This window comes from Paenibacillus sp. GCM10023252, assembly GCF_042653305.1.
Lineage (GTDB): Bacteria > Bacillota > Bacilli > Paenibacillales > Paenibacillaceae > Pristimantibacillus.
In genome coordinates, this window is record NZ_JBHSHW010000021.1 from 375,528 (window position 1) to 388,879 (window position 13,352).

Consider the following 13,352-nt stretch of genomic DNA (forward strand, 5'->3'; position numbering starts at 1 on the left):
GAAGAAACCAGGGAAGCAGTAGAATAGTTCATGATAGAGAATTCATATTTACCTATGAAAAGGCCAGCGCGAGAGCGCTGGCCTAATGTGATCGTTGAGTCAGGTGTGGCACCTGATTACGAAGAACAGCTAGTCACGAATATCCGCATAAATCTCTTCATCGTCCGCGTCCAGCGTAATGTTGGAGCGGAACACCCGGCGGTTGTATTCCCTGAACATATACTGTTCAATCGCCTCGAGCAGATTCGATTCAATCAAGTGTTGAGAACGGCCTTGTACCCAGATCTCAGCGGTGAAGCCGTATTGTTCTTCCCACGCGAGCTGAACTTCCACGTCCGTGGGCTTAACGCCTCTGCGATCTGCGATGTGCAGACAGACTGCATTAATAATCTCGTCCGTGTATATTCTCATCCTTAGTAAGGTCTCCGGTGGTCTGGTGTCTGACGCTTATTACGGAAGTAAGTGAATACCGCGCGAATGACTGCAATCAGAGCGAAGATGGCAAGCAAGTTAATCAGGAAGCCCATCATATTCGCGAAGAAGCCTGTGCCGAACATGGAGCCGAACAATAGACCAGCTAGTCCGCCAATCATCATGCCCTTCAAGAAGCTTCCGCCGCTGAAGAATCCAGGCTTTTTAGTTGTGCTGCCAGAAGTCTTGCTCGGGTTCGACTGGCTCACATTATCTGTAGATTTCTTAGGCGTCTGCGTGTAACTCTGCTTCGGTGACTTGATTCCGCCGCCCCGAGGCTTAGCATCCGCGTAGCCGGATAGGCCGAATGCGAAGAATACGGTGAGCGCCATCATGACCAATAACCCTTTTTTCATCAATGTAATTCCCTCCTGAATGTTGTAGTGCAGTTATTGCTATCATACACATTTACGGCTAAGATTAACGGAGGTTTCAATAATTTTATTGGTAAGCATTGGCTAAGGAGGAGGAGCACTCATCTATCCTGGAAGTTATATAGAGTACCTGGTAGAATTCCACGCGACAAGAGATTACTTCGAATGCCATGAGCTGCTCGAGGAGTATTGGAAGGAGCACCCCGGCGATCCGCTCGCGCAGACCTGGGTGGGACTTATTCAAGTGGCTGTCGGACAATATCATGAGAGAAGGGGCAACCTTCCAGGCGCTGTGAAAATGTACCGTCAAGCACTGCTCCGCCTCACCGGACACCAGATGGATGCGCTGGGCGTAGACGGCTCTCAGCTCATCGCTGACCTGCAATTAAGAGAACAAGCTGCAGCTGCTTCGGAACCAGCAGCCTATCAGGATATTACCTTCATCATAACAGATGAGAAGCTCATGAAAGCTTGTCAGCTGCGCTGTGAGGAGAAGGGACTGCAATGGGGGCTGATCAGTGATCATGCGCCGGAAGAAGTCACTCACCGCCATCTGCATCGGGATCGCAGCGGGGTTGTCGCGGCGAGAGCGGCAGCGGCGGATGCGAGGCGCAAGACCTAATGACTGCAAAAAAAAGGGAACTGCCTTCACACGAGGCTGTCCCCTTTTTTGTCACCAAAAACCTTATTGCTTCTGAAGCTCGCGCAGCGCCTCATATCCGTCCGTAACTAGATCAAGCTCACCTGTATTCGGGTGAATGATTAGACCGTGCACGGGAGTGTTCGGCGGAAGCAGTGGATGGTTGCGAACGATATGGACACTATTCTCGACACTGGATCTTACGTTGTCGAAGCCAACAAGCCAGTTCATGAGATTAAGGCCGGAGTTCTTAAGCGTCTTAATCGTACCTTCCGATATGCCGCGCTCCGTCATATGACCTACCACAGTCTCAGGATTAATGCCCGTCATACCGCATTGATGATGGCCGATAATGAATACTTCCTCTGCCTTCAGCTCATAGAGAGCAATCAGGACGCTTCGCATAATATTGCCGAACGGCTGCGTGATGATGGCACCTGCATTTTTAATAATTTTCGCATCCCCATTGCGGAGATTAAGCGCTTTTGGCAGCATTTCCGTTAGACGAGTGTCCATACAGGTGACGATGACCATTTTTTTGTCAGGGAAGCCTGTCGTTAAGTATTGTTCATAATCCTTGTCGTCTACGAACTTCCGATTGTGCTCCATTACGTCATGCAGATTGCTCATCTCTCATCTCTCCTTCAAAGTATCTGACTAGAAATTATATCATCAACAGCCGAAGATTCGTCGTATAGATCTGGCTGTCGCTTCGCAAGGAATACGTGTGGCTCGAAGGGTTGTAATCCACCTTAAGCTTCGGCTCATAGTAGACTTCATGGCGGGGCTCGTACCAGAACGGGAAGGGGTCGCCCTCGGCTTGCTTGTCATCTACCGTGGATTCCTCTATGAGCTGCAGGGCTGGAACCCCGCTCACTACACAGCCGCAGCCTTCCGTGTCGTGGAGCAGCTTAAGCTGCTTCGTGCCATCGGCAAGGTGAGGGGTAAGGGCAGCAACGGCCCCCGGGGTGAAGGTAATATGCATCATCGGTCTCCTCTCAGGCTCTCAGGCGCTCTAGGCATCGAGTATGAATTAAGTTAGAATTGATTATACGTAACGTTACATACTAGGGTCAAGTTAAGAGAAGTTGAATTCACCTACCATATGAGGTACAGAGAGGCGGAGCTTCCCATGGGAACGAACCATACCACTAACACGCTGCAATCCTTCCTAGATGTCAATCGGCAGATTAAGAGCTATGAAGAAGCCTTAGGCGTTCTATACTGGGATCTGCGCACTGGCGCACCCCGCAAGGGAATGGATACGAGATCCGAGGTGATCGGTGTCCTGTCCGGCGAGATGTTCAAGCTGTCGACCTCCCCGCAGCTGGGAGATCTGCTAAGTGAGCTGGAGCAGCCTGAGGTACTGAGCGGATTGTCCGAGATTCACAGTAAGCTGGTTACGGAGACGCGCAAGGATTATGACCGCAGTGTCAAGATTCCGCCGAAGCTCTACCAGGAATATGTCGTCATCTCCTCGCAATCAGAGTCCAAGTGGGAGGAAGCGAAGGCGCAGAACGATTACGCTGGCTTCCAGCCTTATCTGGAGAAGGTCATCTCCTACACGAATCAATTCATCGATCTATGGGGAGCGAAGGCTACGCGCTATGACACGCTGCTCGATCAGTACGAGCCTGGGATGACTACGGCTGAGCTGGACCGTGTATTCGGCGGACTGCGTGAGCAGCTCGTTCCGCTCGCAGCTGCTATCGCAGCTTCCCCTCATCAGCCTGACACATCCTTCCTGCGTCAGAGCTATGACAAGGGCGCACAGAAGCAATTCTCCCTCTTCATCCTGAAGCAGCTTGGCTTCAACTTCGACGCGGGCCGGCTTGACGAGAGCGTGCATCCATTCGCAACTGGGCTCTCCCCAGGCGATGTTCGCATCACAACCCGCTACCTCGAGGATGACGTAACGAGCGCGCTGTTCGGCACCATTCACGAATGCGGCCACGGCATGTACGAGCAGAACATTATGGGAGAGCTCATCGGGACGACCTTGTGTCAAGGGACGTCCATGGGTATTCATGAGTCACAGTCCCGCTTCTGGGAGAATGTCATCGGACGAAGCCGTCCGTTCTGGGAACGCTACTACGGCGACCTGCAGAAGCACTTCCCAGGCCAGCTCAATGTATCTGTTGATGAGTTCTACCGAGGCAACAATGTCGTGCAGCCGTCTCTCATTCGAATAGAAGCGGATGAGCTGACTTACAATCTGCACATTATTATTCGCTATGAGATGGAGAAGCTCATCTTCAATGAAGGGGCTAAGGCTTCAGACCTGCCGGCTCTCTGGAACGACAAGTACAAGGAATATCTCGGGATCACTCCGTCGACGGACGCAGAGGGTGTGCTGCAGGACGTACACTGGTCGGGAGGCGCGTTCGGATACTTCCCATCCTATTCCTTGGGCAACATGTATGCGGCACAGATGGCCGACACGATGGAGCGCGAGCTGCCGAATATGTGGGGAAGCGTCGCGGATGGCCAGCTGCTGCCGCTTAGAGATTGGCTGGCGGAGCGCATCTACAAGTATGGCAAGCTGAGAACGCCGTCGGAGCTGATTCAGTCCGTAACGGGCAAGCCGCTGGATCCGCAGCATCTCGTGACGTACCTGGAGCGCAAGTACAAGGATATTTACAAGCTGTAGCCGAGCGCTTCAGCGCAATGAAGACTTCTACCCTCTGCATAGGCGGAGGGCGGGAGTCTTCTTTTTTTTTTTTTTGCAACGTGGAAGCGATCGCTTATTCACCGCCGCCAAATTCCGTGCATAGGCTATGGTACATAATCTGGGTAGTAGGCGGAGGGATTGCAGGATGAGGAAGAGAGGAATAACAGTGCTGCTGTTGGCAGTGGTGCTCGTTGCGACAGCCATGCTAGCAGGCTGCGGTAAGGAGAGCGGAGGGGACAAGGTCAAGATTCGAGTAGGGGAAGTGACCCGCTCGGTGTTCTATGCACCAGAGTACGTGGCGGTGGCGAAGGGCTTCTTCGAGGAAGAAGGACTGGATGTGGAGCTGCAGACTACGTTCGGCGGTGACAAGACGATGACGGCTCTGCTGTCTAACGGAATAGATATCGCACTCGTAGGGTCTGAGACTTCTATCTATGTGTATCAACAGGGTGCGGAGGATCCCGTCATCAACTTCGCGCAGTTAACGCAGACCGACGGGACGTTCCTCGTCTCACGGGAGCCGGTAGAGAAGTTCGATTGGAATACACTTAAGGGCTCGACCTTCCTAGGTCAGCGCAAGGGCGGCATGCCTCAGATGGCAGGAGAGTTCACGCTTCGCAAGTTCGGTATCGATCCGCAGAAGGATCTGAAGCTGATTCAGAATGTAGAGTTCGCTAACATTCCGGCGGCATTCGCTTCGGGAACGGGCGATTACGTCCAGCTGTTCGAGCCGCAAGCCTCCATCTTCGAGAAGGAAGGCAAGGGCCACGTCGTCGCTTCGTTCGGTGCGGAGAGCGGTCATCTGCCTTATACCGTGTTCATGGCGAAGGAGAGCTATATCAAGAAGAACAAGAAGGTTGTGCAGTCCTTCACGAACGCTCTGCAGAAGGCCCAGCAATGGGTGGAGGAGCATGATGCGAAGACGATCGGCGAGGTCGTGCTGCCGTTCTTCAAGGACGCAGATCCTGCCATTATTATCTCTGCTATAGAGCGATACAAGGAGCAAGGCTCGTACGCGACGGATGCGATTATTGACGAAGAGGAATGGAATAATCTGCTTGATGTGATGACAACGGCGGGGGAACTGAAGAAGAAGACAGAGCATAGTGTGCTCGTGAATAATACGTTCGCGGAGAAGGCAGCGAAGTAGATGGCCTCGCAGGCTGGGAAGGAGCAATCAGCTTGACTATAGACAATATGCTGGAGCTGGCAGACGTCTCGCATGTATACGTGAACAGCGGAGGGGCCTCCCTAGCGGTGGAGAAGCTGAACCTCACCGTCCAGCGCGGCGAATTCATCTCGCTCGTAGGCCCCAGCGGCTGCGGCAAGACAACAATCCTCAGCTTGCTGGCCGGCCTGCTAAGACCGACGCAGGGAGAAGTGCTGCTCGCCGGCGAGACGGTACGAGGACCCTCTCCGAAGCTTGGCTATATGCTGCAACAGGATTATCTGTTCCCTTGGCGGACCATTCGGGACAATGCGGCGCTTGGCCTTGAGATTCATGGTATCCGAACGCCTGAGAAGCTTGCTTATGTGGATGAACTGCTGACTGAGCTTGGTCTGCCTGGAGCAGGCAGCAAGTATCCCCATGAGCTGTCAGGCGGAATGAGGCAGCGTGTCGCTCTCGCCCGAACGCTGGCGACAGAGCCGGAGGTACTGCTGCTCGATGAGCCATTCTCCGCTCTGGATCTGCACATTAAGCTGCTGCTGGAGGACTTGGTCGAGGAGACGCTGAATCGGCTCGGCAAGACAGCTGTCCTCGTCACCCACGATCTAGCTGAAGCCGCGGCGATGAGCGACCGGGTCATTATCCTTGGGCGCAATCCCGGCCGCATCCAGTGCGAGGTACGGATACCGGATGCCATCAGGGAGCTTGCGCCGATGCAGGCAAGGAAGCATCCAGCCTTCCAGGAAGTGTTCGAGCAGCTGTGGGCGGAGCTGGATACGGAGGAAGAGGAAGCCGGAGTGGCGGAGGTGGAGGAGTCATGAGCCAGTATGATGAAGATGAGGATAAGCTGCAGCTGTCCGGTATTCGGGAGGATCGCACAGCTTGGCTGTCGCAGCTGCACCGGCAATTCCTGAGCAGAGAGAGGAAGATTAGCTCTGCTGTTCGAGCTACACAGCTGACGCTGCTGCTGTTGTTCGTCACGCTCTGGGAAGCTGCCGGCCGATTGCTATGGATAGACCCGCTGCTGTTCAGCTACCCTTCTAAGCTGCTAACCCAGCTCGCTTCCTCGTTCGGCGACGGCTCGCTCTGGCCTCATCTGGGCATGACGGTGGCGGAGACGGCTGCAGGATTCCTGCTGGGGACCTTGCTTGGCACGGCGCTTGCCGCGCTGCTCTGGTGGTTCCCATTCCTGTCCAGAGTATTCGACCCCTATCTCGTAGTGCTGAATAGTATGCCGAAGGTTGCTCTAGGACCGATATTCATCGTCGCTCTGGGACCAGGCTTCCTCTCCATCGTTGCGGTCACGCTGTCGGTTACCGTCATTATTACGACGCTTAACATATACAATCAGTATCGGGAGATTGAGGCAGGGTATGTGAAGGTCGTTCAGCTGTTCGGAGCTTCAAGGGCGCAGCTGTTCCGGCTCGTCATTCTGCCAGCCTCCTTCCCGGTCATGATCTCTACGCTTAAGGTGAATGTGGGACTCGCATGGGTTGGAGTTATAGTCGGAGAATTCCTGGTCGCTAAGCTCGGACTCGGTTATCTCATCATATACGGCTTCCAGGTGTTCAACTTCACGCTCGTGCTGTCGAGCCTGCTCGTCATTGCAGCGGTAGCGACTGTCATGTATCAATTGGTGGCGCTGCTGGAGCGCAAGTTGACGGCGGGGTGGCGGGAGCGGTAGGATGAGGGTACATTTTCGTATATCCTGCTGAACGAACGAGGTAATCATTGATGGGCATTCGCGTCATTAAGACGGCAATTGCAGCGCTGGCTGCGATCTATACGGCAACTTTACTAGGCATTCCGCACCCGCTTGGCGCAGGAATTCTAGCGATACTCGGAGTCGAAGTGACACGGATGAAGGGGCTGAAGAGCGCTTTTGTCCGGTTTATCGCTTCGGTTCTGGGCCTTTTTTGCGCTTCTCTGATCTTCACCGTGTTCGGCTTCCATATATGGGCCGTCTCGCTCTTCATCCTAGTCACCTTCCCGGTGCTTGCCCGCTTCCAGCTGAAGGACGGCATCGTGACGAGCGCAGTTATCGTCTTCCATATCTTCGATCGCGGAGAGGTGACGGTAGACTTGATAAGGAATGAGATTCTACTATTGCTGTGCGGCCTAGGTTGGGCGACGGTCATCAACCTGATCTATATGCCGAAGGATGAAGAGAGGCTTATCGAGATAAGAGCCCAGATCGAGAGATGCTTTGGGGCGATGTTCACCGAGATGGCGAAGACGCTCAGGAACCCTGAACATGTATGGGCGGGGGAGGAGATTCTTGAGGCATACAGCGCGATTGAGGAAGGGGAACTCCGCTCCGTCATGAGCAGAGAGAACAAGATATGGGGGCAGCAGGAGCAGTATTGGACGACGTACTTCGAGATGCGCAGGGGGCAGCTGGAGTCGGTGCAGCACATGCTGGAGGAGCTGGCGTTCGTCTTCGAGAAGCTGAAGCAGGGTGAGCTGCTCGCAGGTCTGCTCGATCAGCTGGCGAAGGATGTGAAGTCCGACGTGTATGAAGGTTCAGTGGAAGCGATGCTGGAGGAGCTGACGGTGAATTATCGGGCGATGCCTCTGCCTACGACAAGAGAAGAGTTCGAGGTGCGCGCAGCTCTGCTGACGCTCAGCCATGAGCTCGAGAGATACTTACGAACGGCCAAGCGGCTTAAAAAAAAGAAAAGTCATCTCGCCAAGCAATCGGACATAGACTCTAGAGGGAGTAAATTCGTTGCGGCGCGGGAAAAGAAACAGTCACCCTAGACGAATGTCCTGCATACACTTTAAGTGAATGATTGTATGGAGGAGGTTAAATCGATGACTATTGCAGATAAACAGCTTCAGTGCAGAGAAATAATAACAAAAGCTGTCTGCGGCAAAGGTCGTAAGTTTGCTACAGTAACCCATACCGTGACGCCGCCTCACCATCCGACCAGTATACTGGGCGCATGGATTATCAACCATCAGTATGAAGCGGTCCGTTCGGGCGACGGTATTGAGGTTATTGGTACTTATGACATCAACATCTGGTATTCGTACAACAAGAATTCACAGACCGATGTAGCGAAGGAAACGGTATCCTATGTCGAGAATGTACCACTCTCGTATGTAGACCCGAAGCACAGAGCTTCCACCGAGGAAGTGTCTGCGGATTCCATTCAAGAGCCTAACTGCATCGAGGCGAACATCTCGACCAGCGGCTCCAGCGTGGTCATTCGGGTAGAGCGTGAGTTCGGAGTAGAGATGATCGCTGAGACGAAGGTATGCGTAGCGGTATGCCCAGGCGGTTGTGATGATCTCGACGGCAAGGACATCGAATACGGTCTCGGCGACGGGGATTACGAGGATCTCGATCCGGATCTTCTCGACGACGAGCTGTAGGGCCGGTTGCTTAGGCAGGAGAGTCGGATCAGCCGTTAGGGCGGCGGGTCCGGCACGCCTGTGCAGGAAGGCAAGCTGCGTCGGCTGATTGCTATTCAGGCAAGCAGCTGACGCACCTAGCAGTGAAGTTGCTGTATGTAGGTATGTTATGCCGCTTCTGCGGCGGATTCGAGGGCGCAAGCCCTCTTTTTTTCTTTTATTTTTGGACCATTGGCTGGTGAATCCATCGTGATCCTCAGGGGGGCTGGAGTTGGCGATCGTATGGATATGGCGGGGCATAGGCTTGCGGGATAGGCATGCGCAGCACATTCAACGGCCTGCTGGATGTGAGGAGCTTGACGGCGAAGCCAGCCTAGCTCTGGTTGGGGCTGAAGATGCGGTGTTGGTGCTGGGGAGCGGCTGGCCGGGCTGTGGGCTCCTCCCGCCCTCTGTATGGGTACTGAACAATGAAGCTGACTCGTACAGGATGAGGCGTGATGGCGGAGGGGCGGCTCTGAGACGCAGAGCGGGTACTGCAATGCAGGCGGAGTCTGCAGGCTGGGGAGGCATGAAGAGCGGAGTGGGGGGAGTGGAGGATCCGGAAGTTCGTATGCGGCTCAGGGAGGCTGGACTTACGGTGGTGGATTCATCCATTGGGCGTCTATATCTTGTTCAGCTCTTCCATCTAGAGGTCATTATGCTTCAGCGGATTAATGATAGGGGACAGCCTCTAGGCAGGTCTCTGCTGCAGGTGCAGAACGGGGCAGAAGCTGAGTATAGAAGGGAGGGATTCGGTAAGTCGTCCACTCAGGGCACCCGTCCAGAGTGGGATAAGGATCCCTTGCTTCGACGTGTCGTTCGCACGGCGCTACGCGCGGCCTACGCGCTTCAGCTCGACCTCGCGGAGGTCGAGGTCGTACTTGGTGACGAGGGCCAGACCGCGGTGCGCGGGGCTTGGCCGCTCTCTGATGCGCCGGAGCTTCGTCCGGCGCTGGGCAGGTTCGCCGCCTGGTACACGGCGGCGAGGGGTGGGGCGGGAGCGGGTTCGGGCCAATTGCTCATTGGCGCGGACCCGGAGTTCGTGCTGGTGCGAGCGGACGGGCGGATTGCCTCGGCCGCGAGGTACTTGCATGGAGGTGCCTGGGATGGGGCAGGCACCGATGCCCTTGTCGTCGGCGGGCGGGTGCTCCGCCCCGTCGCCGAGCTGCGGCCCGAGCCGGCGGCGAACCCCGCCGCGCTAGCCGCGAATGTGCGGCGGCTGCTGGCGATCGCCGCCGCCCGCATCAGCGAGCCCGGGCTGCGCTGGGCCGCTGGAGCGATGCCCGTGCCGGGGCTGCCGCTCGGCGGGCACATCCACCTCAGCGGGGTGCCGCTGTCCAGCAGGCTGCTTCGCCTGCTGGACAGCTATGCGGCGTTCCCGCTGGCCATGGTTGAGGACCCCGCCGGCCGCGGCCGTCGTCCCCGATACGGAGCGCTCGGGGACTTCCGCCTGCAAGGGCATGGCGGGTTCGAATACCGGACGCTGCCGAGCTGGCTTGTCTCCCCGGCAGCGGCCAAGGCCGCCTTCGCACTCGCTATGCTATGCGCACGCGAGGCGTGGAACCTATCCTACATCCCTGCTCTGGAGGAGCGGTATGTAACCGCTTATTACACCGGCGATCGCGATGCTCTCGCCGAGACATTACCCGCTATCGCTGCTTCGCTAGCTGCTACCGCTTCTTACCCAGACTATGCGGCGTACATAGAGCCGCTGCTTGAAGCTGCTGCACGCGGTGTGACGTGGAATGAACGGACCGACTTCCGCCCGAAGTGGCGTATAGGGGGCAGTTCAATTATTTAATGAGATTATTAATTAATGGAGTTAATAATCCCCGTCGAGCTGCAATTCCCCTATTCCCCGCCGCCCCCCTTCTGCGATTGCTGCCATAGGATGGCGACAGCCGTCTTGGCTTGCTATAATAAGTAGTACTGATTGATTGCAGGAGGTAATGGCTATCTATACCCCAATGATTCAACAATATCTATCCATTAAGGCGGATGCGCAGGATGCGTTCCTATTCTTCCGTCTGGGAGACTTCTATGAGATGTTTTTCGACGATGCCGTGCTGGCCTCTCGAGAGCTTGAGATTACGTTAACCGGGCGAGAGGGAGGCGGGGAGCAGCGCATACCGATGTGCGGCATCCCATACCACTCCGCTGAGAATTACATAGCCCGGCTTATTGATAAAGGCTACAAAGTTGCCATCTGCGAGCAAGTTGAAGATCCTTCGGCGGCTAAGGGTGTCGTTCGGCGAGAGATTGTCCGTGTCGTCACCCCCGGCACCGTCATGGAGACGAAGTCGCTGACAGACAAGGTGAACAACTTCATCGTAGGCGTGGCTGCTTCCGGCAGCATGTATGGCTTGTCGGCATGCGATCTGTCCACGGGAGAGCTGTATGTCACTTCACTGCCAGGAAGTCTCGACACGCTGCTGGACGAGATGAATATCTACAATCCGCCGGAGATTGTCGGAGATGCCGAGCTGCTGGAGCAGCTTCAGGCCGCTGCGAGCTGGTCGAGGCCAATCCTGCTTACTCCTCGTGATCCGATGGACCCGGACAAGCTGCACGAGCAATACGGTGCGGAGCAGCTCAGCCCGTTATCCGAACCGAGACTGCGAGCAGTCAGCGTTCTCACCGGGTACCTCGATGCTACCCAGAAGCGCTCGCTCGGACATGTGACGACCATTCGTGCCTATGAACCGAATCAATTCATGATTCTTGATCATTATACAAGGCGCAATCTAGAGCTGACCGAGACCGTACGCGACCGTTCCAAAAAAGGCTCACTCCTCTGGCTGCTCGACCGCACCCAGACGTCGATGGGAGCCAGGCTGCTGCGCCGATGGATCGACAAGCCGCTGCTCAGCAAGTCTGCCATTGAAGCGCGCCAGGAAGCGCTGGATTACCTGTACCGCAACCTGATCTTGAGAGAAGACCTGAAGTCCGAACTGAACCAGATCTACGATCTGGAGCGGCTCGTCGGACGGGTGGCCTTCGGAAGTGCGAACGGACGTGATCTTAACGCGCTGCGAAGCTCCCTGCACCACGTTCCACAGCTCGTCACCCTATGCAAGCAATCCCAATCAACGACACTTGGCCAGCTGGTTGATAATCTCGACGACTGCAGCGACTTAGCGCAGCTCATCGATACGGTTATCGTGGACGAGCCCCCGGTGTCCATACGCGAAGGCGGCCTGATCAAGCTTGGCTATGATGCCTACCTGGATCAGCTCAAGGAAGCCAGCACGAACGGCAAGAAGTGGCTGGCTGACCTGGAGCGCCAAGAGCGTGAAGCGACAGGCATTCGGACTCTGAAGATCGGATACAACAAGGTGTTCGGTTATTATCTGGAAGTATCCAAGGCGAACATCGCGATGCTGCCGGAGGGCCGTTATGAGCGCAAGCAGACGCTGGCGAATGCAGAGAGATATGTCACGCCTGAGCTGAAGGAGAAGGAGCGCCTCATCCTCGAAGCAGAGGAGAAGATGGTCGATCTCGAATACCAGAAGTTCATAGAGCTGCGTGATCACATTGCCCTTCACCTTCACCGGCTGCAGAAGCTGGCGGAAGTTATTGCGGAGCTGGATGTGTATCAATCTCTCGCTGTCGTGAGCGCAGAACGGCGATTCGTCCGTCCGCAGATGACGGAGTACTATGACCTGCAGGTCGAAGAGGGAAGGCATCCTGTCGTGGAGGCCATGATGGAGGGTACCCCGTTCATCTCCAATGCGACCAAGCTGACACAGAGCGAGGCGTCGATGCTTCTCATCACAGGACCGAATATGGCTGGCAAAAGCACCTACATGCGCCAAGTCGCCCTCATCTGCATCATGGCGCAGATCGGCTGCTTCGTTCCGGCGAGGTCGGCGACGGTACCGCTTATTGATCGGATTTTCACCCGAATTGGGGCGGCGGATGATCTCATAGGCGGGCAGTCCACCTTCATGGTCGAGATGAAGGACATTCAGACGATGACGGACAAGGCCACGAGGAATAGTCTCGTTATCATTGATGAGCTGGGACGGGGCACTTCCACAGGGGAAGGAATGGCCATTGCGCAATCGGTCATTGAGTATGTTCATCATCATATCGGCTGCAAAGCGCTCGTCTCCACGCACTTCCACGAGCTCGCGCATCTGGAGGACTCGCTTCCTTCGCTTGCTAACGGTTGTATGGCTGTTCAGGAGGCTGGTGACAACGTGACCTTCCTGCGTAAGCTCATTCCCGGGGCAGCCAGTACCAGTTACGGCGTATACTGTGCTCGTCTGGCCGGCTTGCCGGATACGATTATTACCCGCGCGTATGAGCTGCTTGAAGAGATTGATACTGAGCCAGCCAAGTCCAGCACACCATCCGAACCACAGCTTGCCTTCAAGGAGACGGCTGCGGCAGCCGTGCGTGAGCAGGAGCCGCAGCTGGAGTGGCAGCCTGCCACAACGTCATCTGACATCGTGCAGCTGTCGATCTTCGACGAGCCCGCTCTTCAGCCTGAGCCGTTGAAGCGCAAGGCTAGCCCTAAGGCGGAGCAGCTCGCAGAGCAGCTTAGGAAGCTTGATGTCATGAATATGACGCCTATGCAGGCTATGCAGTGGTTGAATGAGAAGAAGCAGCTGCTGAACGAATAGATGA

General features: G+C 55.5%; 13 protein-coding genes and 1 pseudogene. 10 read left to right on the forward strand and 4 right to left on the reverse strand.

Features of this window, described 5'->3' with window-relative positions; all coding sequences use genetic code 11:
* Positions 1–129: 129 nt before the first annotated feature.
* Positions 130–411, reverse strand: a complete 282-nt coding sequence (locus ACFO9Q_RS12750; protein WP_379182486.1) for a YxcD family protein — start codon at positions 409–411, stop codon at positions 130–132.
* A 2-nt stretch (positions 412–413) separates the two neighbouring features.
* The gene (locus tag ACFO9Q_RS12755) at positions 414–827 is read right to left on the reverse strand and encodes a hypothetical protein (RefSeq protein ID WP_379182488.1); all 414 of its coding nucleotides are present in this window, start codon (positions 825–827) and stop codon (positions 414–416) included.
* A 193-nt stretch (positions 828–1,020) separates the two neighbouring features.
* Here ACFO9Q_RS12755 and ACFO9Q_RS12760 point away from each other — a divergent pair.
* Positions 1,021–1,086, forward strand: a pseudogene (locus tag ACFO9Q_RS12760) (DUF309 domain-containing protein); the annotation flags it as partial.
* 3 nt (positions 1,087–1,089) lie between these two features.
* Positions 1,090–1,467 (forward strand): hypothetical protein, encoded by a 378-nt coding sequence (locus ACFO9Q_RS12765; protein WP_379182491.1) that lies wholly within the window; start codon positions 1,090–1,092, stop codon positions 1,465–1,467.
* 63 nt (positions 1,468–1,530) lie between these two features.
* On the opposite strand, the gene ACFO9Q_RS12770 is transcribed toward ACFO9Q_RS12765, so the two are convergent.
* A complete protein-coding gene (locus tag ACFO9Q_RS12770; protein ID WP_379182493.1) occupies positions 1,531–2,115 on the reverse strand; it encodes a beta-class carbonic anhydrase in 585 nt (194 codons plus the stop codon).
* 34 nt (positions 2,116–2,149) lie between these two features.
* On the reverse strand, positions 2,150–2,473 hold the full coding sequence (locus ACFO9Q_RS12775; protein ID WP_379182495.1) for an iron-sulfur cluster biosynthesis family protein: 324 nt from the start codon (positions 2,471–2,473) through the stop codon (positions 2,150–2,152).
* Positions 2,474–2,617: 144 nt separating this feature from the next.
* On the opposite strand from ACFO9Q_RS12775, the gene ACFO9Q_RS12780 reads away from it, so the two are divergent.
* From ACFO9Q_RS12780 to mutS, 8 genes are all read left to right on the forward strand, one after another.
* Positions 2,618–4,135: a carboxypeptidase M32 gene (locus ACFO9Q_RS12780; RefSeq protein ID WP_379182497.1), complete on the forward strand. Its 1,518-nt coding sequence runs from the start codon at positions 2,618–2,620 to the stop codon at positions 4,133–4,135.
* Positions 4,136–4,301: 166 nt separating this feature from the next.
* On the forward strand, positions 4,302–5,306 hold the full coding sequence (locus ACFO9Q_RS12785) for an ABC transporter substrate-binding protein (RefSeq protein ID WP_379182499.1): 1,005 nt from the start codon (positions 4,302–4,304) through the stop codon (positions 5,304–5,306).
* Between the two features lie 47 nt (positions 5,307–5,353).
* On the forward strand, positions 5,354–6,145 hold the full coding sequence (locus tag ACFO9Q_RS12790; RefSeq protein ID WP_379182761.1) for an ABC transporter ATP-binding protein: 792 nt from the start codon (positions 5,354–5,356) through the stop codon (positions 6,143–6,145).
* Positions 6,142–7,008 (forward strand): ABC transporter permease, encoded by an 867-nt coding sequence (locus ACFO9Q_RS12795; RefSeq protein WP_379182502.1) that lies wholly within the window; start codon positions 6,142–6,144, stop codon positions 7,006–7,008. Before ACFO9Q_RS12790 ends, ACFO9Q_RS12795 begins: the two co-directional genes overlap by 4 nt.
* 50 nt (positions 7,009–7,058) lie before the next feature.
* Positions 7,059–8,084 (forward strand): aromatic acid exporter family protein, encoded by a 1,026-nt coding sequence (locus ACFO9Q_RS12800; RefSeq protein WP_379182504.1) that lies wholly within the window; start codon positions 7,059–7,061, stop codon positions 8,082–8,084.
* A gap of 54 nt (positions 8,085–8,138) precedes the next feature.
* Positions 8,139–8,702 (forward strand): outer spore coat protein CotE, encoded by a 564-nt coding sequence (locus tag ACFO9Q_RS12805; RefSeq protein ID WP_379182506.1) that lies wholly within the window; start codon positions 8,139–8,141, stop codon positions 8,700–8,702.
* 250 nt (positions 8,703–8,952) lie between these two features.
* Positions 8,953–10,521: a putative amidoligase domain-containing protein gene (locus ACFO9Q_RS12810; RefSeq protein WP_379182508.1), complete on the forward strand. Its 1,569-nt coding sequence runs from the start codon at positions 8,953–8,955 to the stop codon at positions 10,519–10,521.
* Positions 10,522–10,669: 148 nt separating this feature from the next.
* On the forward strand, positions 10,670–13,348 hold the full coding sequence (gene mutS, locus ACFO9Q_RS12815; RefSeq protein WP_379182510.1) for a DNA mismatch repair protein MutS: 2,679 nt from the start codon (positions 10,670–10,672) through the stop codon (positions 13,346–13,348).
* The last annotated feature ends 4 nt before the right edge of the window (positions 13,349–13,352 follow it).